This window comes from Bradyrhizobium sp. URHC0002 (assembly GCF_054059515.1).
Map to the genome: position 1 here is coordinate 5,361,266 of NZ_JBSSCF010000001.1, position 19,668 is coordinate 5,380,933.

At 63.2% G+C, this 19,668-nt stretch carries 20 protein-coding genes; 14 read left to right on the forward strand and 6 right to left on the reverse strand.

Features of this window, described 5'->3' with window-relative positions:
- Window positions 1-54 precede the first annotated feature (54 nt).
- The 7 genes from ACVWVY_RS26150 (at window position 55) to ACVWVY_RS26180 (ending at window position 7,130) form a co-directional block, all read left to right on the forward strand.
- The gene (locus tag ACVWVY_RS26150) at window positions 55-552 is read left to right on the forward strand and encodes a copper chaperone PCu(A)C (protein WP_456629060.1); all 498 of its coding nucleotides are present in this window, start codon (window positions 55-57) and stop codon (window positions 550-552) included.
- Between the two features lie 7 nt (window positions 553-559).
- On the forward strand, window positions 560-1,396 hold the full coding sequence (locus ACVWVY_RS26155; RefSeq protein WP_456629061.1) for a DJ-1/PfpI family protein: 837 nt from the start codon (window positions 560-562) through the stop codon (window positions 1,394-1,396).
- 61 nt (window positions 1,397-1,457) lie between these two features.
- On the forward strand, window positions 1,458-1,973 hold the full coding sequence (locus ACVWVY_RS26160) for a YcnI family copper-binding membrane protein (protein WP_456629062.1): 516 nt from the start codon (window positions 1,458-1,460) through the stop codon (window positions 1,971-1,973).
- 13 nt (window positions 1,974-1,986) lie between these two features.
- Window positions 1,987-3,549 carry a copper resistance CopC/CopD family protein gene (locus ACVWVY_RS26165; protein ID WP_456632311.1) on the forward strand — a complete coding sequence of 521 codons (1,563 nt, stop codon included), beginning with the start codon at window positions 1,987-1,989 and terminating at the stop codon, window positions 3,547-3,549.
- A 205-nt stretch (window positions 3,550-3,754) separates the two neighbouring features.
- Window positions 3,755-5,074 (forward strand): proline--tRNA ligase, encoded by a 1,320-nt coding sequence (gene proS / locus ACVWVY_RS26170; RefSeq protein WP_456629063.1) that lies wholly within the window; start codon window positions 3,755-3,757, stop codon window positions 5,072-5,074.
- 69 nt (window positions 5,075-5,143) lie between these two features.
- Window positions 5,144-6,424, forward strand: coding sequence for a lipoprotein-releasing ABC transporter permease subunit (locus tag ACVWVY_RS26175; protein WP_456629064.1), 1,281 nt, complete (start codon window positions 5,144-5,146; stop codon window positions 6,422-6,424).
- 7 nt (window positions 6,425-6,431) lie between these two features.
- The gene (locus ACVWVY_RS26180) at window positions 6,432-7,130 is read left to right on the forward strand and encodes an ABC transporter ATP-binding protein (protein WP_456629065.1); all 699 of its coding nucleotides are present in this window, start codon (window positions 6,432-6,434) and stop codon (window positions 7,128-7,130) included.
- A 15-nt stretch (window positions 7,131-7,145) separates the two neighbouring features.
- On the opposite strand, the gene ACVWVY_RS26185 is transcribed toward ACVWVY_RS26180, so the two are convergent.
- From ACVWVY_RS26185 to ACVWVY_RS26195, 3 genes are all read right to left on the reverse strand, one after another.
- The gene (locus ACVWVY_RS26185; RefSeq protein WP_456629066.1) at window positions 7,146-7,415 is read right to left on the reverse strand and encodes a DUF3551 domain-containing protein; all 270 of its coding nucleotides are present in this window, start codon (window positions 7,413-7,415) and stop codon (window positions 7,146-7,148) included.
- A complete protein-coding gene (locus ACVWVY_RS26190; protein ID WP_456629067.1) occupies window positions 7,415-7,675 on the reverse strand; it encodes a DUF3551 domain-containing protein in 261 nt (86 codons plus the stop codon). The genes ACVWVY_RS26185 and ACVWVY_RS26190 overlap by 1 nt, the downstream gene beginning before the upstream one ends.
- Before the next feature lie 145 nt (window positions 7,676-7,820).
- Window positions 7,821-8,108 (reverse strand): DUF3551 domain-containing protein, encoded by a 288-nt coding sequence (locus tag ACVWVY_RS26195; RefSeq protein WP_456629068.1) that lies wholly within the window; start codon window positions 8,106-8,108, stop codon window positions 7,821-7,823.
- Between the two features lie 301 nt (window positions 8,109-8,409).
- On the opposite strand from ACVWVY_RS26195, the gene ACVWVY_RS26200 reads away from it, so the two are divergent.
- From ACVWVY_RS26200 to ACVWVY_RS26220, 5 genes are all read left to right on the forward strand, one after another.
- Complete coding sequence (locus tag ACVWVY_RS26200) at window positions 8,410-9,162, forward strand: outer membrane protein (protein ID WP_456629069.1); 753 nt, start codon at window positions 8,410-8,412, stop codon at window positions 9,160-9,162.
- Window positions 9,163-9,233: 71 nt separating this feature from the next.
- Window positions 9,234-9,425, forward strand: coding sequence for a hypothetical protein (locus ACVWVY_RS26205; protein WP_456629070.1), 192 nt, complete (start codon window positions 9,234-9,236; stop codon window positions 9,423-9,425).
- Window positions 9,426-9,851: 426 nt separating this feature from the next.
- On the forward strand, window positions 9,852-13,361 hold the full coding sequence (gene dnaE / locus ACVWVY_RS26210) for a DNA polymerase III subunit alpha (protein ID WP_456629071.1): 3,510 nt from the start codon (window positions 9,852-9,854) through the stop codon (window positions 13,359-13,361).
- 233 nt (window positions 13,362-13,594) lie between these two features.
- Entirely contained in the window at window positions 13,595-14,341 is a 747-nt protein-coding gene (locus ACVWVY_RS26215; protein WP_456629072.1) for a carbonic anhydrase, read from the forward strand.
- Between the two features lie 277 nt (window positions 14,342-14,618).
- Entirely contained in the window at window positions 14,619-15,092 is a 474-nt protein-coding gene (locus ACVWVY_RS26220; protein ID WP_456629073.1) for a DUF2846 domain-containing protein, read from the forward strand.
- On the opposite strand, the gene ACVWVY_RS26225 is transcribed toward ACVWVY_RS26220, so the two are convergent.
- The 3 genes from ACVWVY_RS26225 to ACVWVY_RS26235 form a co-directional block, all read right to left on the reverse strand.
- Window positions 15,031-15,543, reverse strand: a complete 513-nt coding sequence (locus tag ACVWVY_RS26225) for an EVE domain-containing protein (protein ID WP_456629074.1) — start codon at window positions 15,541-15,543, stop codon at window positions 15,031-15,033. The two genes, ACVWVY_RS26220 and ACVWVY_RS26225, sit on opposite strands and share 62 nt — an antisense overlap.
- The gene (locus ACVWVY_RS26230) at window positions 15,540-15,911 is read right to left on the reverse strand and encodes a VOC family protein (protein WP_456629075.1); all 372 of its coding nucleotides are present in this window, start codon (window positions 15,909-15,911) and stop codon (window positions 15,540-15,542) included. The genes ACVWVY_RS26225 and ACVWVY_RS26230 overlap by 4 nt, the downstream gene beginning before the upstream one ends.
- 168 nt (window positions 15,912-16,079) lie before the next feature.
- Window positions 16,080-16,769: a helix-turn-helix transcriptional regulator gene (locus ACVWVY_RS26235; protein WP_456629076.1), complete on the reverse strand. Its 690-nt coding sequence runs from the start codon at window positions 16,767-16,769 to the stop codon at window positions 16,080-16,082.
- 189 nt (window positions 16,770-16,958) lie between these two features.
- Between ACVWVY_RS26235 and ACVWVY_RS26240 the strand changes: the two genes are divergently transcribed.
- The gene (locus ACVWVY_RS26240) at window positions 16,959-17,924 is read left to right on the forward strand and encodes a helix-turn-helix domain-containing protein (RefSeq protein ID WP_456629077.1); all 966 of its coding nucleotides are present in this window, start codon (window positions 16,959-16,961) and stop codon (window positions 17,922-17,924) included.
- A gap of 137 nt (window positions 17,925-18,061) precedes the next feature.
- The gene (gene adh / locus ACVWVY_RS26245) at window positions 18,062-19,579 is read left to right on the forward strand and encodes an aldehyde dehydrogenase (RefSeq protein ID WP_456629078.1); all 1,518 of its coding nucleotides are present in this window, start codon (window positions 18,062-18,064) and stop codon (window positions 19,577-19,579) included.
- The last annotated feature ends 89 nt before the right edge of the window (window positions 19,580-19,668 follow it).

The window sequence follows — 19,668 nt, forward strand, 5'->3', positions numbered from 1 at the left end:
GTATCCACCCGACGCAGACCCATGCGGAACCCGGTTGAACACGAAAGTCAGACCATGAAGAACATTATGCGCATGCTTGCTTGCGTGGCCGCCCTGTTTGCTCACCTGGGCGCACCCGCGCACGCCCAGGAGGTCAAGGCCGGCGATCTCGTCATTACGCAGGCCTGGAGCCGCGCCACGCCCGGCGGCGCCAAGATCGCCGGCGGCTACCTTACGATCGAGAACAAGGGCTCTGCGCCGGACCGCCTGATCAGCGGCTCCGGCGATTTCGCCGGCAAGGTCGAGATTCACGAGATGGCGATGAACAATGGCGTCATGACGATGCGTCCGCTCGACAAGGGCCTCGTGATCGAGCCCGGCAAGACCGTCAAACTGGCGCCGGGCGGCTATCATTTGATGCTGATGGATCTGAAGACGCCACTCAAGCAGGGTGACAAGGTGCCGCTCACGCTGGAGTTCGAAAAAGCCGGCAAGGTGACCCTGCCGCTCGAGGTGCAGGGCGTCGGCGCACAGGGCCCCGCGGGGCATGATCATTCCGGCATGAAGAAGTGAGCGCAGGATGAAGTTCGAGCAGGCCGATGCGGTTTGCGGTGACGGGCCGGTTGACTGGAGAAGCCATATGGACCGCAGAGAGTTCACCGCGGCGCTGGCTGCGTCGTCGCTTGCCAACCTGTTTGGAACAGCTGCCCATGCCCAGCCAGCACCGCCAGCTCGTCCGCGCGTAGGAATGCTGATCCATTCTGATATGATCATGCTCGACCTGACCGGCCCACTGACGGTGTTCAACATCATGCAGGCCGGCGTGCACCTAATCGCGAAGACCATGCAGCCGGTAATGACCGATGTCGGTCTGCCGGTTGCACCGACCGAGAGCTTTGAAACGTCGCCGCGCGCATTCGACGTGTTGTTCGTGCCGGGAGGACTCAAGGGTACGGTCGCTGCAATGAATGACAGAGAGACTGTCGATTTCGTGAGATCTGCCGGCGAAACCGCGCGATTCGTCACCAGTGTCTGCACCGGCTCCCTGCTGCTGGGGGCGGCGGGTTTGCTCAGGGGCTACCAGGCGACCTCGCATTGGTATGTTCGCGATTTACTTCCGCTTATGGGTGGCATTGTGCGTACGGATCGTGTGGTCGAGGATCGCAACCGGTTGACCGGCGGCGGCGTGACGGCCGGGATCGATTTTGGGTTGACCATCGCGTCGAGGCTGGCGGGAGAAGAAACCGCCAAACGGATACAGTTGCTGATTGAGTACGATCCGAAACCGCCGTTCGATGCCGGTTCGCCCGAACGTGCCGGGCCGGCCCTTACCAACGACATATTGCGTCGACGCAAGGAAGCTATCGCCCAGGCCGAAGCTGCCGCGAGAGTGGCCGGCGCGTCCCTGAAAATCTGACCAGCAATACACATTGCGATCGGCATCACCGATCGCTTCACAAATTCAATAAGAGGCCGGCATGTCCAACAAGATCTACCTGATGATCGCCACCGTGCTCGTTGCATTTCCGGCAAGCGCGCATGTCACCCTCGAGAAGCGCCAGGCGCCGGTGGGCTCGTACTACAAGGCGGTGTTCGCCGTGCCGCACGGCTGCGCGGGGTCGCCGACCGTCAAGCTGCGGGTGCAAATTCCGGAAGGCGTGATCGGCATCAAGCCGATGCCCAAGCCGGGCTGGACCCTCGAGATGGTCAAGGGCAAATACGCGACCGAGTATGAGTTTCACGGCAGTAAATTGTCCGAAGGCGTCAAGGAAGTGGTGTGGAGCGGCGGCAAGCTCGCCGACGACAATTTCGATGAATTCGTCTTCTCCAGCTATCTCACGGCGGGTCTGAAGCCGGACACCACGCTGTATTTTCCGGTGGTGCAGGAATGCGAACAGGGCGTCAGCCGCTGGATCGATATCCCCGCGGATGGCGGCCGTGGCCATGACAGCAAGACGCCGGCACCTGGCCTCAAGCTGATCGCAAAACCGTAGAGCCATCCCGATGGTGCGCGTGCTCGCTGGCCTTGCCGCGCTGCTGTCGGCTCTGTGCATCGCGAGCGCCGCGTGGGCCCATGCGACGCTGCTTTCTTCGGAACCTGCCGACGGCAGCGTACTCACGCTGCCGCCGAAGATGGTGCAGTTGCATTTCAACGAGAGCGTTGCGCCTTCCGTGATCGGCGTCATCGATGCCGGCGGCAGGACACGCGACGTCGCGACGCGCGCGGTCGGCCAATCCGTGCTGATCGTTCTGCCCGACGACTTGCCGATAGGAACGCAAATCGTCAGCTACCGCGTGGTCTCGCAGGACGGTCATCCGGTGGCGGGATCGATGGTGTTTTCAATCGGCGCCGTGACCGGGGCTGCGCCGCCGGCGAAAGCGAGCCCGTTGGCGGTGCTGATCTGGCTGGCGCGGATCGGGGTCTATCTCGGGCTGTTCGTGGGCGTCGGCGGCGCGTTCTTCGCGGTCTGGATCGGGCAGGGCCCGAGCGGATCGACGGTTAGCCGCGCCGCGCTCGCCGTCGGTCTCGTCAGCGCGGTGGCCTCGCTCGGCCTGCAAGGCCTCGATCTCCTCAACCTTGCGCCGGGTGGCATCGTGACGTGGGCGCCCTGGGCGAGCGCGCTCGCGACCTCCCTCGGGCCGTCGCTGTTGATTGCGATCGTGGTGATGGCCATCGGCTGGTGCGCGTGGAAAAGCCCGGGCATCCCGATGGCCTGGGTGTTGACCACATCAGCCATGGCGGGCGTCGGGCTGTCGCTGGCGATGAGCGGACATGCCGCGACCGCCTCGCCGCAATGGCTGACGCGGCCATCGCTGTTCCTGCACGGCGTCGCCGCTGCCTACTGGATCGGCGCGCTGGCGCCGCTGGCGACCATGGCGCATCGGCGCAATGAGGGCCTGCTGCGCGTGCTCAAGCAGTTTTCTACCATCGCGATTCCGCTGGTCGGGCTGCTCGTGCTGAGCGGGCTGGCGCTGTCGATCATCCAGCTTGGCAGTGTCCGCGCACTGATCGAGACCCCATACGGCATCATTCTTTCGGTCAAGCTGGCGCTGGTGATCCTGCTGCTCGGCCTTGCGGCGCTGAACCGGTTCCTCTTCACGCCCGCGGTCGCTGCGGACTATGAGAACACCCGGGCCCTATCAGGGTCGATCCTGCTGGAATGCGTTCTCGTCATTGGCATTCTTGCCGTGGTCGCCGGCTGGCGCTTCACGCCGCCGCCGCGCGCCTCGGCTGCATCAGTTGCGGCGCCGCTCTCGGTCCATATCCATACGGATGCAGCGATGTTTCAGGTGCTGGTGTCGCCGGGCAAGGTCGGCTCCAACGACTTTGTGTTGCAGCTGATGACGGGCGACGCCGCCCTGCTGCCGGCCAAAGAGGCGACGCTGATCCTGAGCTTGCCGGAGCGCGGCATCGAGCCGATGGAGCGTCGCGCAACGCTCGGGCCGGACGGTTACTGGCACGTGCGCGGCGTCGCGCTGCCGCTGGCGGGACGTTGGCACATGCAGATAGATGCCTTGGTCACGGACTTTCAGAAGATCACGCTGCAAGATGAATTGCAGGTGCGCTGACGGCGGATTCCGCTTCCACCCACCCTGCGACCCAAGCTGCGCGGGGTATGACGCCGTTGTGAAGGCATGAAGACCACGAGGCCCAAAAACGGCCCGGAAATCCGCCTTTTCGGCCGCTTTTCAACGGCCCCGGCCTTGTATTTTGGCACCCGATCCGGTTTCACTGCACCTCTTCCGGTATCCCACTGATTCCTTGAGTTGTCCCATGCGGTTGTCGCGGTTTTTTCTACCCATCCTGAAAGAGAATCCGAAAGAGGCGGAGATCGTCTCGCATCGGCTGATGCTGCGCGCGGGCATGATGCGGCAGGAAGCGGCTGGCATTTACGCCTGGCTGCCGTTGGGCTTTCGGGTGCTGAAGAAGATCGAGCAGATCGTCCGTGAGGAACAGGACCGCGCCGGTGCGCTGGAACTGTTGATGCCGACGCTGCAACTTGCCGACCTCTGGCGCGAGAGCGGCCGTTACGACGCCTATGGTCCGGAGATGCTGCGCATCGCCGACCGCCACAAGCGCGAATTGCTGTACGGGCCGACTAACGAGGAAATGATCACCGAGATTTTTCGCGCTTACGTCAAATCCTACAAGAGCCTGCCGCTCAATCTCTATCACATCCAGTGGAAATTCCGCGACGAGCAGCGTCCGCGTTTCGGCGTGATGCGCGGCCGTGAATTCCTGATGAAGGACGCTTACTCCTTCGACATCGACGAGGCCGCGGCGCGCCGTTCCTATAACCGGATGTTCGTGGCCTATTTGCGCACCTTCGCGCGGATGGGATTGAAGGCGATCCCGATGCGCGCCGAGACCGGCCCGATCGGCGGCGATCTCAGCCATGAATTCATCGTGCTGGCGGAAACCGGCGAATCCGGCGTGTTCTGCAACAGCGACGTGCTCAACCTGCCGATCCCGCCCGATGACGTCGATTACGAGGGCGATCTCACCGACTTCATCAAGCAATGGACGTCGGTTTATGCGGCGACCGAGGACGTCCACGATGCCGAGCGTTACGAACGCGAAGTGCCTGCCGACAAGCGCGTCAATACGCGCGGCATCGAGGTCGGCCAGATCTTCTATTTCGGCACCAAATATTCCGACGCGATGAAGGCGCTGGTCGCCGGCGCCGATGGCGTCGACGTGCCGATCCACGGCGGCTCTTACGGCGTCGGCGTCTCGCGCCTGGTCGGCGCCATTATCGAGGCCTGCCATGACGACGCCGGCATCAAATGGCCGGAAGCCGTCGCGCCGTTCACCGCCGTGATCTTGAACCTGAAGCAGGGGGACGCGGCTGTCGATGGCGCCTGCGAGAAGCTTTATCTGGAACTTCAGGCCAAGGGCGTCGATGTGCTCTATGACGATACCGACCAGCGCGCCGGCGCAAAATTCGCGGCCGCCGACCTTATCGGTATCCCCTGGCAAATTCTGGTCGGGCCGAAGGGCCTCGCCGAGGGCAAGCTCGAGATCAAGCGGCGCAGCGACGGTTCGCGCGAGAATCTCAGCCCGGCGGAAGTGGTGGCAAAGATAGCGGGATAAGATATCCACCGCGGTTGCAATGTGGGCCAATAAGGCCACATTTGGTCCGAATCATGGGATTATCGAGTAATGCATGAGACCATGAACGAGACAGCACGAACCCCGCCTTTTGCGCCATTCGAATGGCTGTTGTCCGGACGTTACCTGCGGGCGCGTCGCAAGGAAGGTTTCATTTCGGTTATTGCCGGCTTTTCCTTCCTCGGCATCATGCTCGGCGTCGCCACGCTGATCATCGTGATGGCCGTCATGAACGGTTTTCGCAAGGAACTCCTGGACAAGATCCTCGGGCTGAACGGGCATTTGCTGGTGCAGCCGCTGGAATCGCCGCTGACCGACTGGAAGGACGTCGCCGAGCGCATCAGCCAGGTCGACGGCATCCGTCTTGCAGCACCCGTCGTGGACGGTCAGGCGCTGGCGTCTTCCGCCTTCAACGCCGCCGGCGTGCTGGTGCGCGGCATGCGGTCTGCGGACCTGAATAATCTCACCTCGATCGCCAAGAACATCAAACAAGGCACGATGGAAGGTTTTGACGAAGGGCAGGGCGTCATCATCGGACGCCGTCTCGCCGATCAATTGTCGCTGCACGCCGGCGACACCATCACGCTGGTTGCGCCGAAGGGCGCGGTGACCCCGATGGGAACCACGCCGCGCATCAAACCTTACAAGGTGGCGGCCGTGTTCGAGATCGGCATGTCCGAATATGACGCCAGCTTCGTGTTCATGCCGCTGCCGGAGTCGCAGGCCTATTTCAACCGCAAGGACGACGTGACCGCGATCGAGGTATTCACCACCAACCCCGATCGAATCGACGCGTTCCGCAAGGCCGTGACGGAGGCGGCCGGGCGGCCGGTGTTCCTGGTCGACTGGCGGCAGCGCAACTCGACCTTCTTCAACGCGCTTCAGGTCGAGCGCAATGTGATGTTTTTGATCCTGACGATGATCGTGCTGGTTGCCGCGCTCAACATCGTCTCCGGCCTGATCATGCTGGTCAAGGACAAGGGGCAGGACATCGCCATCCTGCGCACCATGGGCGCCTCGCAGGGCTCGATCATGCGGATATTCCTGATCACGGGCGCGGCGATCGGCGTGGTCGGCACGCTGACCGGCTTCTTTGTCGGCATGCTGATCTGCCTGAATATCGAATCGATCCGGCAATTCCTGTCATGGATGACCAACACCGAATTGTTCTCGCCGGAACTCTACTTCCTCTCCCGGCTGCCGGCCGAGGTCGATTTCGGCGAGACCACCGCGGTCGTGATCATGGCGCTGACGCTGTCGTTCCTGGCGACCCTCTATCCGTCCTGGCGCGCCGCGCGGCTCGATCCCGTCGACGCGCTACGGTACGAGTGAGGACGAGATGGCCGAGGAGGCGGAAGACGTACCGGTTATCTATCTCCACGAGATAAAACGCGAGTACAGGCAAGGCGAGGCGACGCTGACCATTCTCAACGGCGCCAAGCTCGCGCTGTGGGCGGGACAGTCGGTGGCACTGGTGGCGCCGTCGGGTTCGGGCAAGTCGACATTGCTGCATATCGCAGGGCTGCTCGAGAGTCCCGATGACGGCGAGGTCTATGTCGCGGGCACGCCGACCTCGCAATTGTCTGATATCGACCGCACCCAGATCCGGCGCTCCGACATCGGCTTCGTCTATCAATCGCACCGGCTGCTGCCGGAATTCACCGCGCTCGAAAACGTGATGCTGCCGCAGATGATCCGCGGGCTCAAACGGTCCGAGACCATCAAGCGCTCGGAGGAAATCCTCTCCTATCTCGGTCTCGGCGACCGCATCACGCACCGGCCGGCCGAGCTATCCGGGGGCGAGCAGCAGCGCGTCGCCATCGCGCGCGCGGTCGCCAATGCGCCGCGGGCGCTATTGGCGGACGAGCCGACCGGAAACCTCGACCCGCACACCGCCGATCACGTGTTCAAGGCGCTGATGCAACTGGTGAAGGCCACGCAGGTCGCGATGCTGATCGCCACCCACAACATGGAACTGGCCGGCCGGATGGACCGGCGGGTGTCGCTGGTCGACGGTCAGGTCGTCGAAATGGAGTAGCGGCGTGATCTCCGCTCAATAGCCGCTGCCGTAGTGGTTGTAGCGGCGTGCCGAGGTGTCTTGAGATGCATGCGCGAAATAGGGATTGATCACGCATTGCGCCGAGCGGCCCGACGCCGACGCGTTGCATTGAGGCAGCGACGTATAACTACATTCGTAATAGCTGGCCCCCCGGCCATAAACATGCAGGCAAACCGGATAACGGGGATCGTAAGTCTGTGCTTGCGCCGGTGCCGCTGCCGAGGCCGCTCCGATTGCCAAAATTGCCAAAGCCACAACGCGCATCAGAATCTCCTTCCGTGTTGGCGGCTGCGATCGGTCTGCGTGTCCGCCTTGGCGTTGAAATAGGGATTCGCAGCGCAACTCGCAGCTCGCCCGAAGGCGCTTGCCTGACACTGCCCAAGCGACGAAAAGCTGCAATCGCCGACACCGGCGCCGAAATCGCAGCCCTTGATGCAGTAGGGAAACTCGCGCGCCGCAGCCGGCATCGCAACCGCTGCCGACACTGCACCGGCCGCCATCAGCGCCAGCCATGCCCTACGCATGCATCCTCCGCCGGTAGCCCGGAATCTTCGGCCACCAATCTTCAGTCGCTAATCAGAAGATCCACCTGCGTCCGCGTCAAATCACGTTCGCGCGTTGAATGATCCTCAACGTGCGCTGGCGGTGCAATGAGCCTTGGGTGGGCGCTCAGTACCTGCCGGTGCCGGGCGCGGGCGGCAGCGCGCGGCCGCGCGAGCGATACGCGGACGGCGGCTCGCTCTCGCCGACATAATAGGGATTGGCGATGCAATAGAGAAAGCGTCCCGAAGCGGTCGCCTGGCACTGCTCGTAACTGGCGAATGTGCAGTGGCTCAGCGCCGGATATTCGTCTCCCTGAAGGCAGAATGGATATCGGGTGCCAACCGCTTCGGCGGGCGCGGCGCCGAGTGCGGCCAATCCACCCGCGGCCAGCACGGCCAGAATCGCTTTACGCATTTCGAATCTCCTCATCCTGCATCCGCGCTTTGCCGGTTCCAGTTTCATCGACAGAAGCCGCACCCGCGCACGTCCGTCAAGCCATTCCACCTTGCAATACCGTCGCTGAACTGAATGTGAAGCTTTTGCGGCGGGTTCCAATGCAAAGTTTCGAAAAACGCCTGCGGCACAACATTAACTTACGTTCATACTGCGGCCGTTTGATGTGCGTTGTTGCCGTGAGGTCACAGCAAATCGAACGAACGATGCTATGAGCATGTCACGGCCTTGGGGGCTGTCTAACGGAACGGGAATAAAAAGAATGAAGAAGGTTATGCTTGTTACGGCCAGTCTGATCGCGCTCGGCGCGGCTGCGCCGGCTGTTGCCGCGGATCTCGCTGCGCGTCCTTACACCAAGGCGCCCCCGATGATCGCTGCGGTGTATGACTGGAGCGGATTCTACATCGGCGCCAACGGCGGCTGGGGCACGAGCCGCAACTGCTGGACCAACACCGCGGTTGGCGGCGTTCCGTTTGCGCCGGCTGCCGAAGGCTGCCACGACGCAGACGGCGGCACGATCGGTGGTCAGGTCGGCTACCGCTGGCAGGCCGGCAACTGGGTGTTCGGTCTCGAAGCGCAGGGCAACTGGGCCGATTTCACGGGTTCGAACGTGAGCCTCCTCGCGGCGCCCGCCGTCAACCGCTCCAAGATCGACGCGTTCGGCTTGTTCACCGGCCAGGTCGGCTATGCCGCCAACAACGTCCTGTTCTACGTCAAGGGCGGTGCTGCGGTGACCGACAACCGCTACGAAGGCGTGTTCGCCGGTGTCGCGCTCGATCGTACCGAGCAGACCCGCTGGGGCGCCTCGGTTGGCGCCGGTGTGGAATACGCCTTCGCTCCGAACTGGTCGTTCGGCGTCGAGTATAACCACCTGTTCATGGGCACCGAGAACTACAACTTCCGCAGCGTGGTCGGAGCCATCAACGTCCGCAACGACGACATCAAGCAGGACGCTGATCTCATCACCGCCCGCGTGAACTACCGCTTCGGCGGCCCGGTCATCGCGAAGTACTGATTCGCAGCTAACCAGCGAAACAGAGAAGCCCCGGGGCGGTTGTCCCGGGGCTTTTTTTGTTGCGGCGGCCGGTGGCCAAGGGGCTGGAAAGCGGACGACGCCGGGCGCATATTCCGGTGATGGAAGCCTTTATCAAAATTGTCCTGCTGGCTGCGCTGGTGGTTCTCACCCTTGGCGTTATTCCGGATAGGCGGCGAGGCGCAGTCATTGCCGTTGGCACATGCGTCGTGGCGGCTTTTGTCCTTCATTTCGTCGCGCCGTGAGGTCCGCCGCTAGGCCGTGAGGCCGGTCGAGAATTAACCACAGCGGTCATTCTTCAAACTGACCCGCTACCTGCCCTTGACTCCTAGAACAAAAAAGGAACAATGTTCCTCATATGTTCTCATATCGTAGGGAGTCGGACGATGTTGCGGATGTTCGTGGAAGAAGCGGCGGCGCTGGCGTCGATTACGCTGTTTGTCGCGATGATTGCGGTCTGGGCGCAGGTGATTCCGCAGCTTTGAGGTGGTGCGGAAACCTGATCCAGGCCCTCCAGCGGACGGGCTGGGGAAAAGCCGGATGGCGGGCGCGGAAGCTGCGTTCCGCGTGGACTCGGCAAGGCCAAGGCATCACCATTGCGGTGGCGAGTCGGCGCGCATCAGTGGCCGATGATCGCTCCCCACCATGATGCAAGAGCCCGTTAAGCGACCATGTCCAGTGCCGGATTCGTTCATCTCCACGTTCATTCGGCGTATTCGCTGCTGAAGGGCTCGATCAAGATCGCCAAGCTCGGCGAACTGGCGAAGGCCGATCGCCAGCCCGCCCTGGCGCTGACCGACACCGACAACATGTTCGGGGCGCTGGAATTCTCCGACAAGATGGCGGGCTATGGCATCCAGCCGATCGTCGGCTGCGAACTCGCCGTCGATTTCGGCGACCAGGACCCGAACGCGCGCAATGCGCTGGCCTCGGCGCCGTCGCGAATCGTATTGCTGGCGGCGCGGGAGCGCGGCTACCGCAGCCTGATGCGGTTGAACTCGCGGGCGTTCCTGGAAACGCCGGTGCATCAATCCCCGCATATCAAGCTGGAATGGCTGGAAGACGATGCCGAGGATTTGATCGCGCTGACCGGCGGCCCCGACGGCCCGATCTCGCTGGCGCTGCATGCCGATCACGCAGCCCTTGCGGCGGCCCGTTGCGACCGGCTGGCGAACCTGTTCGGCGATCGCCTCTATGTCGAATTGCAGCGCCACGGCATCGACAAGGAGCGCCGCGCCGAATCCGGCCTGATCGATCTCGCCTATGCCAAGGGATTGCCGCTGGTCGCGACCAACGAGCCATATTTCGCAGCGAATGACGATTATGAGGCCCACGACGCGCTGCTGTGCATCGCCGGTGGCAAGCTGATCGCCGAGACCGATCGCGAGCAGCTCACGCCCGATCACCGCTTCAAGACCCGCGCCGAGATGGCGGTGCTGTTTGCCGATATTCCGGAAGCGCTGGCCTCCACGGTCGAGATCGCGGAGCGCTGCTCGTTTCGGCCGAAGACGCGAAAGCCGATCCTGCCGCGTTTCACGGTCGGCGCCGGCTCAGGTTCGGACGCGGAAGCCGAGGAGGCGGCCGAGCTGAAGCGCCAGGCCGGGGAGGGGCTCGCAAGGCGGCTGCAGGTTCACGGCCTGTCGCCCGGCACCACGGAGGAGGAATACCAGAAGCGTCTCGCCTTCGAGATCGACGTGATCAACCGCATGAACTATGCGGGCTACTTCCTAATCGTCTCGGATTTCATCAAATGGGCCAAGGCCCACGACATTCCGGTCGGTCCCGGCCGTGGCTCCGGCGCCGGTTCGCTGGTCGCCTATTCGCTGACCATCACCGATCTCGATCCGATCCGCTTCGGCCTGCTGTTCGAGCGCTTCCTCAATCCCGAGCGCGTGTCGATGCCGGACTTCGACATCGACTTCTGCCAGGATCGCCGCGGCGAGGTGATCGACTACGTGCAAGAGCGCTACGGCCGCGATCAGGTGGCGCAGATCATCACCTTCGGAACGCTGCAGGCGCGCGGCGTGCTGCGCGACGTCGGCCGCGTGCTGCAGATGCCCTACGGCCAGGTCGATAAACTGACAAAACTGGTGCCGCAAAATCCCGCAGCACCCGTGACGCTGGCGCAGGCGATCGAAAGCGAACCGAAGCTGCAGGCATTCCGCGACGAGGACCCGGTGGTCGCGCGCGCCTTCGACATCGCCCAGCGTCTCGAAGGGCTGACGCGCCACGCCTCGACGCACGCCGCCGGCATCGTGATCGGCGACCGGCCGTTGAGCGAACTGGTGCCGCTCTACCGCGATCCCAAATCCGACATGCCGGTGACCCAGTTCAACATGAAGTGGGTCGAGCCGGCGGGGCTCGTGAAGTTCGACTTCCTCGGCCTGAAGACGCTGACCGTGCTCGACGTCGCGGTAAAACTGCTCAGGCAGCGCAACATCCAGGTCGATCTGCCGACGCTGCCGATCGACGATGCCCAGAGTTACCAGATGCTGGCGCGCGGCGATGTGGTCGGCGTGTTCCAGGTCGAAAGCCAGGGCATGCGGCGCGCGCTGATCGACATGCGGCCCGACCGTTTCGAGGACATCATTGCGCTGGTGGCGCTGTATCGCCCGGGTCCGATGGCCAACATCCCGACCTATTGCGCGCGCAAGCACGGCGACGAGGAGCCGGAATATCTGCATCCGATCCTGGAGCCGATCCTGAAGGAGACGTTCGGCGTCATCATCTATCAGGAACAGGTGATGCAGATCGCGCAGGTCATGGCCGGCTATTCGCTCGGCGACGCCGACCTGTTGCGCCGCGCGATGGGCAAGAAGATCCGCGCCGAGATGGAAAAGCAGCGCGCGGTCTTCGTCGCCGGCGCGGTCAAGAACGGCGTGCCGAAGGGGCAGGCCGACACGATATTCGAACTGCTCGCCAAATTCGCCGACTACGGCTTCAACAAGAGCCACGCCGCGGCTTACGCGCTGGTGTCCTATCACACCGCCTACATGAAGGCGCATTACCCGGTGGAGTTCCTGGCGGCGTCGATGACGCTCGAACTCAACAACACCGACAAGCTGTCGGAATTTCGCGCCGAGGCGCAGCGGCTCGGCATCAAGGTCGAGGCGCCCAACATCAATCGCTCGGGCGCCACCTTCGAGGTTGGCGAGAACACCATCTACTATGCGTTGGCCGCGCTGAAAGGTGTCGGTCCCCAGGCGGTGGAGTTGATCGTCGAAGAGCGGCGCAAGGGCGTCTTCACCTCGCTCGCCGACTTCGCGGCACGGGTCAACCCGCGCGCCATCAACAAGCGGGTGATCGAAAGCCTGGCTGCCGCCGGCGCGTTCGACACGCTCGAATCCAACCGCGCCCGCGTGTTCGCCGGCGCCGATGCCATTCTCGCCGCCTGCCAGCGCGGCCATCAGGCCGCAACGATCGGTCAGAACGACATGTTCGGCAACGCTGCCGATGCGCCGACCATCATGCTGCCGCAGATCGAGCCTTGGCTGCCGGCCGAAAAACTCCGCCGTGAATACGATGCCGTCGGCTTCTTCCTGTCCGGCCATCCGCTCGACGATTACGCCACGGTGTTGAAGCGGCTGCGCGTGCAGACCTGGGCGGAATTCTCGCGCGCCGTCAAAACGGGCGCGACCGCGGGCAAGGTCGCGGCCACGGTTGTGTCGCGGATGGAGCGGCGCACCAAGACCGGCAACAAGATGGGCATCATGGGGCTGTCGGACCCGACCGGCCATTTCGAGGCGGTGCTGTTTTCGGAAGGGCTTGCGCAATATCGCGACGTGCTGGAGCCGGGGGCTGCCGTGTTGCTGCAGCTCGGCGCCGAGTTGCAGGGCGAGGATGTGCGCGCGCGGGTGCTGCACGCCGAGCCGCTGGATGACGCCGCTGCAAAGACGCAAAAGGGCCTGCGGATTTTCGTTCGCGACACCAAGCCGCTGGATTCGATCGCGCGGCGGCTCAACATGCCCGAAGCCGCCGCTCCGAACGGGTTGACGAAGGGCCAGCCGGCAAAGCCCGCGCCCGCGCCATCGGGCGGCGCCGATGGCGACGTCTCGCTCGTCATCATGCTCGACCTGCAGACCGAGGTGGAGATGAAGCTGCCGGGGCGCTTCAAGGTCTCGCCGCAGATCGCAGGCGCGATCAAGGCGGTGGCCGGCGTGGTGGACGTGCAGACGCTGTAACCAACGTCAGGACATGGCGCATGCCAACATCTTCGCGATCATGCGGCCAATCCGCCTTTGCAACTTCTACTAGTGTACTGAATCGTTGCATCTTCGCGGCAGCTTGAGAAGCAAGTCAGAAACCAAAAATTATCCATCCTGATTCCGCGAAGTTCCACCGTACAACCACAAGTGATATAAATCATGAGTCGGCGACTTGGACGCTGCAAGCCGCAAAGGCAAGGAAAATTGCAATGTGCGAAAAATGTTCATTAGGTCAGCTTCATTCGACGGCGCCCTCGCGGCGTTCCCTGGTTCTGTTCGCGGCCTCGGCACTTGGCGGGCTGATGCTCGCCGATACGGCTAGCGCCAAGGATACGAAGGATACGAAGGCTCCTCCCAAGCCGCAGAACGTATTGTCGCCGGATGCCGCCCTCAAGAAATTGATGGAAGGAAACGCGCGCTATGTTGACGGCACGGCGCGGCGCCACGACTTCAAGCATGAAAGGGAAGCCTTGGCCGGAGGTCAGAACCCCTACGCGGCCATCCTGAGCTGCGCGGATTCGCGCATCGCGCCCGAATATGCCTTCGATAGCGGGCGGGGCGACCTGTTCGTCTGCCGCGTTGCCGGCAATTTCGCCAACGACGATACGGTTGCAAGCATGGAATATGCTGTCGCCGTGCTTGGCACGCCGATGATCCTCGTCCTTGGTCACGACAGTTGCGGTGCCGTCGACGCGACGATCAAATCCCTGAAGGACGACAAGCCGCCGCCGGGACACATTCCGTCTCTGGTGGCTGCGATTGCACCCGCGGTGAAGGCGTCGGCACAGCAGAGCGGAAATGCGCTCGACAACGCTATTCGGCAGAACGTGATCGATAACGTCGCCAAGCTGAAATCGGCCGCGCCGATCCTCAACGCCGCCGTCGAGCAGAACAAGGTCAAAGTGGTCGGCGGCATCTACCGGCTTGCAACCGGCAAGGTCGAACTGTTGAGTTGACCCGGCTGGACGGAGCGCGGTGCGCGCCACCGCGCTCGGTCCAGGGTTGAGCGTGGTCACGTTAGGGAAGAAGCGGCAACAATCGCCGTCATCCGTATCCCTCGAGGTTTCCTGGGCCGCTTCAATTCCATCCCGGCTTCACAAGCCGCGACAACATAAATGCTATTGCAACCTCACCGAGTTCCCGGCTATGCCCTTTCAGGGGACTAGTTTTGGGGGCGTTATGTTGGGGCGTGGAATTGCGTTGCTGTCGGGTGCGTTGTTGCTGTCGGGGTGTATGACCGCCAAAGTCGGAACAGACTATGCGGCGATATCGCAAAAGATCGGCCCGCCGAAACCAGGGCAGTCCCGGGTGGTGGTGCTACAGCCAAAGCGCGACGGCCTATCCATGTCCCTTTGCGCCTGCGACGTGAAGCTGGACGGCAGTCCGATCGGCAAGGTGATGGTAGGAACCTACGCCTATGCCGACCTCGCCGCAGGTCCACACCAGCTCACTGCGACCGAAGTGATGTTTCCCGGCGAGACCAAGCGCGATTTCAGCACCGCGCCCGGCCGCACCTATTTCTTTCTGGTCAAGTCCAGCGCGAGGCATGACGCGGTAACCGGCACGACCATGGTTGCGGGCTTGGCCGGCGCCGTGGTTGCGTCTGTCGTAACCTCCGGCAGCGACAATACAGGGCCGGCCGACCTCATTCCGCTGGACGAGCCGACGGCGAGAACGACGCTCGCGGAGCTTCAACTGGCGGAATAGCGTCCGGGCCGAAATCACCCGGCCGCCACGCCGGCGGCGCGGCCATCGCTGCCGCTATCATCTTCATGTCGTGCTCGGAGATTTCGAACAGTCCGAAGCGGAGCTGAAAGCCCCAGTTGCGTTTGGCCGTCGTGAACTCGAGCCGGCCGACGAGGGGCTTGATCGGCGCTTCTCGGGCCGCGCACCAGCTGACGTCACGACGGAACGGCGAGAAGCCGCCGCCCATCTCCGCCTGATACGGCGCGCCGTCATCCACGACACCGATCGCCGTAAACGACTGCAATCCGTCCTGGCCGCGGAAGGCACCGGTCGGCGAGTAGTAGACGACGCGGTCGCCGGGCTGGACGCGCCGGAGCGGCGCGGCCTTGCCGTGACAGACCTGCATGAAGCCTTGGCTGCGGCCGATGCGAACATGTTCGGCGGAAGCCACCGCCACCCAGTTCCTGCTCATGTCGCCGCCGGAACGAACACGCGCAGGCGATGGCCATCGGGATCGGTCGCGACGAAGGTCGTACCGAAATCCATCTGCACCGGCTCCTGGAGAATGCTCAGCCCGCGCTTCTTCCAGTCGGCGAAGGTCGCCTCGACCGCGGCGGCATTTTCGACCGTGAAAGCGACCTCGGAGGCCCCTGCCTGCGCGGTGGCCGCGGGCTCCACGGTCTTGCGCGACCACAGTCCCAGCATCACGCCCTCCGAGAGCGGCAGCATCGCAAAGGTCGGCGAGCTATCGAGAATGGGACGGCCGAACAGGTCTGCATAAAAGCCGGCGCTGGCCGGCGGGTTCTCGACATAGAGCAGAACGAAACTGAAATTTGGCATCTGGAAGATTCCTGGTTGAACATCGCTGCCGAAGCCGCTTGCGGCGTCCGGCATGAGTTCAGCCTAGGGCATGACCCTGCCAAAAACTGTCAGTAGTGAAATCCCATAGCGTTTTCCAGCGAAGTGGCTACCGGTTCGCGTGAAGAAAACGCGTCAAAACAAGAATTTCTATCTTTCGGCAATTCCTTCGCTGGCGCGCCATTCCTTCAACAGCGCCTGTCGCCGCCGCGGATAACGCTTGTCGAGGACCAGCACCTTGCCGATGCGGTCGGTGCGGAAATGCCGAAAGCCTTCGCGGAGCTCGCACCACGCCACGACGATGCGCACGCGGTCGAAAAAGCCGAGCGCGAAAGGCCAGATCGTGCGCTTGGAGCTGCCTCCATTGCCGTCGAGATAGCCGATCCGCAACTTGCGCTCGGTCCGGATCGCCGAGCGAATGACCGGCAGTTCAACATCACCTGCGGCGATCGCTTTTCCCGGCCCGATCAGAAGGCCCGACGTATCGAGACTGTCTTTCAGGTCATGCGGAAGCACAGCGGATATCTTGGCCAATGCGCTGCGTGCGGCGCCACTCAAAACCGCGTCGGTGCGGTCCGCCACCCAGCGCGAGCCGAGCACGATCGCCTCGATTTCCTCTTCCGAGAACATCAGCGGCGGCAGCATGAAGCCCGGACGCAACACGTAGCCGACACCAGGCTCGCCATCGATCTGCGCACCCTGCGCGTTGAGCGTTTCGATGTCGCGGTAGAGCGTGCGCAGCGAAATCCCGAGCGCCTCCGCCAGCACCGCGCCGCTGACCGGATGCCGATAGCCACGTAAAAGTTGAATGAGATCGAGTAAGCGCTGCGCGCGCGACATTAATCCGCCCCGTTACCAAACCGACTAAAGTCTATCAGGGCATGCTGCCAAAACGTGTCAGCATCATCGGGCATAACCGGCTAAATGCCGGCTCGAGGGCGGGAACGGGTCAAGATCGCGCGCGCTTGATCGAGATCAATTCGCCAACCGTCCGGGCCGAATATTTTGACCTACGCGGGAGGATTGAGTGTGGCGCAGACCACCAAACACCATGCCGATCAGGTGCAGGCGACGGTCGCGCGTGGCTCGGCCGCAACATCCGCCGTGGTGGCGTCGTGGCGCCGGTCATCCAATTTTCATCGCCTCGACCCCGCCGAATGTAACCTGCCGCGCCGGTTGAGCCAGGCCGAATTCGAATTGGCGCGGCAGCAAATCGAGCCGCTGGTCCGGGCCGCGCAATCCAACCTCGACCGGCTGTTTCTCGCGGTCGGCGGCGTCGGCTGCTGCGTGCTGCTGGCCGACCGCAACGGCGTGCCGGTCGACCGGCGCGGCGCAACGTCTGACGACGACACGTTCAAGGCGTGGGGCCTGTGGACCGCGACGGTCTGGAGCGAGGAGTGCGAGGGCACCAACGGAATCGGAACGTGTCTGGCCGAGCAACGCGCGCTCACCGTCCATCGCGACCAGCATTTCTATGCGCGCAACACGCTTTTGAGCTGCACGTCGGCGCCGATCTACGATCACGAGGGCAGGCTGGCCGCGGCGCTCGACGTATCCTCCTGCCGCGCCGATCTTACGGAAGGTTTCGTCAATCTCATTGCGGTCGCCGTCGGCGATGCCGCCCGCCGGATCGAGACGGAGAATTTCCGACTGGCGTTTCCGAACGCCCGCTTTCTGTTTGCGCCCGATATCAATCGCGGCGGCGGTGGGTTGATCGCGGTCGATGCCGACGACCTTGTCATCGGCGCGACGCGGTCGGCGCGGCTGGCGCTCGGCGTGACGCGGGATTTTCTGAAGAAGCCGTTGCCGGCAGCCGACCTGCTCGGCGGCGTGTCCAGTCCGGCGCGGGATCTCGACCAGGCCGAGCGGGCGGCGGTGCAGCGGGCGCTGGCGCGCAGCGACGGCAACGTGTCGGCCGCCGCCGAGGCGCTCGGGATCAGCCGTGCGACGCTGCACCGAAAGCTGCGGCGCCTCGATCTAAATCGCGCACACTGACGCTTTGTCCGGTCCACTGTCGCAGTTCTGCGACACACGCGCCCGCGATCCGGATTCGACGGGCAGACAGCCAAGCCTGCCTTCGCCATGGTTTTCCGCGAGCGCCGCATCCAGCGACGCCATAGCGAGGAAAAGCCATGAACAAGGTCGAATTTTCACGAACTGCGAAGGCCCCGTTCGAAAGGCGATACGGGAACTACATCAACGGAAAATGGTCCGAGCCGCGCTCGGGCAAATATTTCGATAATCACTCGCCGGTGAACGGCCAACTGCTTTGCGAGATCGCGCGCTCCGATGCCCAGGATATCGAAGACGCGCTCGACGCCGCGCACGCCGCCAAGGAAGCCTGGGGCCGCAGCAGCGTCGCCGAGCGCGCGTTGATCCTGAACCGCATCGCCGACCGCATGGAGGAAAACCTCGACCTGCTCGCGCTGGCCGAAACCTGGGACAACGGCAAGCCGATCCGCGAGACCACTGCTGCCGACGTGCCGCTCGCCATCGACCATTTCCGCTACTTCGCCGGTGCCATCCGCGCCCAGGAAGGCGGGCTTTCCGAAATCGACCACGACACCGTCGCCTATCATTTCCACGAGCCGCTCGGCGTCGTAGGCCAGATCATTCCGTGGAATTTTCCGCTGCTGATGGCGTGCTGGAAGCTGGCGCCGGCGCTGGCCGCCGGAAACTGCGTCGTGCTGAAGCCGGCCGAACAGACCCCGGCCGCGATTATGGTGTGGGCAGGCCTGATCGGCGACCTGTTGCCGCCGGGCGTACTCAACATCGTCAACGGCTTCGGCCTCGAAGCCGGAAAGCCTCTGGCGTCCTCGCCGCGCATATCCAAGATCGCTTTCACCGGCGAGACGTCGACGGGCCGGCTGATCATGCAGTATGCAAGCCAGAACCTCATTCCGGTAACGCTCGAACTCGGCGGCAAGTCGCCCAACATCTTCTTCAAGGACGTCGTCGCCGAGGACGACGATTTCTTCGACAAGGCTATCGAGGGCTTCGTCATGTTTGCGTTCAACCAGGGCGAGGTCTGCACCTGTCCGAGCCGCGCGCTGATTCATGAATCGATCTTCGACCGCTTCATGGAACGGGCCTTGAAGCGCGTCGAGGCGATCGTCCAGGGCGATCCGCTCGATCCGGCCACCATGATCGGCGCGCAGGCGTCGTCCGAGCAGATGCAGAAGATCCTGTCCTATATCGACATCGGCCGCGAGGAAGGTGCGCAGGTGCTGACGGGCGGAACGCGCAATCTACTGCCGGGCGACCTTTCCGGTGGCTTCTATGTCAAGCCGACGGTGTTCAAGGGCAACAACAAGATGCGGGTCTTCCAGGAGGAGATCTTCGGACCGATCGTTTCGGTCACCACCTTCAAGGATGATGAAGAGGCGCTCGCGATCGCCAACGACACGCTCTACGGTCTCGGCGCCGGTATCTGGAGCCGGGATGCGAGCCGGCTCTACCGCTTCGGCCGCGCGATTCAGGCGGGACGCGTCTGGACCAATTGCTACCATGCCTATCCGGCGCACGCCGCGTTCGGTGGTTACAAGCAATCGGGCGTCGGCCGGGAGACCCACAAGATGATGCTGGATCACTACCAGCAGACCAAGAACCTCCTGGTCAGCTACAGCCCGAAGAAGCTTGGTTTCTTCTGACGTCTTCTGGCTTGGAACAGAGTTGCGCGCGGGTTGCTTCAACCCGCGCGCAACGATGCGATCACCAGTTTCAAGAAGTTGGCGTTGCT

Bases quoted from the DNA above. Each gene is read 5' to 3' on its own strand.
- ACVWVY_RS26220 (WP_456629073.1), top strand. From the start codon at position 14,619: ATGACCGCCAAAGTCGGAACAGACTATGCGGCGATATCGCAAAAGATC.
- ACVWVY_RS26215 (WP_456629072.1), top strand. From the start codon at position 13,595: ATGTGCGAAAAATGTTCATTAGGTCAGCTTCATTCGACGGCGCCCTCG.
- ACVWVY_RS26190 (WP_456629067.1), bottom strand. From the start codon at position 7,675: ATGCGTAGGGCATGGCTGGCGCTGATGGCGGCCGGTGCAGTGTCGGCA.
- ACVWVY_RS26200 (WP_456629069.1), top strand. From the start codon at position 8,410: ATGAAGAAGGTTATGCTTGTTACGGCCAGTCTGATCGCGCTCGGCGCG.
- ACVWVY_RS26195 (WP_456629068.1), bottom strand. From the start codon at position 8,108: ATGCGTAAAGCGATTCTGGCCGTGCTGGCCGCGGGTGGATTGGCCGCA.
- adh (WP_456629078.1), top strand. From the start codon at position 18,062: ATGAACAAGGTCGAATTTTCACGAACTGCGAAGGCCCCGTTCGAAAGG.
- dnaE (WP_456629071.1), top strand. From the start codon at position 9,852: ATGTCCAGTGCCGGATTCGTTCATCTCCACGTTCATTCGGCGTATTCG.
- ACVWVY_RS26175 (WP_456629064.1), top strand. From the start codon at position 5,144: ATGCATGAGACCATGAACGAGACAGCACGAACCCCGCCTTTTGCGCCA.
- ACVWVY_RS26180 (WP_456629065.1), top strand. From the start codon at position 6,432: ATGGCCGAGGAGGCGGAAGACGTACCGGTTATCTATCTCCACGAGATA.
- ACVWVY_RS26160 (WP_456629062.1), top strand. From the start codon at position 1,458: ATGTCCAACAAGATCTACCTGATGATCGCCACCGTGCTCGTTGCATTT.
- ACVWVY_RS26225 (WP_456629074.1), bottom strand. From the start codon at position 15,543: ATGAGCAGGAACTGGGTGGCGGTGGCTTCCGCCGAACATGTTCGCATC.
- ACVWVY_RS26155 (WP_456629061.1), top strand. From the start codon at position 560: ATGAAGTTCGAGCAGGCCGATGCGGTTTGCGGTGACGGGCCGGTTGAC.
- ACVWVY_RS26185 (WP_456629066.1), bottom strand. From the start codon at position 7,415: ATGCGCGTTGTGGCTTTGGCAATTTTGGCAATCGGAGCGGCCTCGGCA.
- ACVWVY_RS26230 (WP_456629075.1), bottom strand. From the start codon at position 15,911: ATGCCAAATTTCAGTTTCGTTCTGCTCTATGTCGAGAACCCGCCGGCC.
- ACVWVY_RS26235 (WP_456629076.1), bottom strand. From the start codon at position 16,769: ATGTCGCGCGCGCAGCGCTTACTCGATCTCATTCAACTTTTACGTGGC.
- proS (WP_456629063.1), top strand. From the start codon at position 3,755: ATGCGGTTGTCGCGGTTTTTTCTACCCATCCTGAAAGAGAATCCGAAA.
- ACVWVY_RS26150 (WP_456629060.1), top strand. From the start codon at position 55: ATGAAGAACATTATGCGCATGCTTGCTTGCGTGGCCGCCCTGTTTGCT.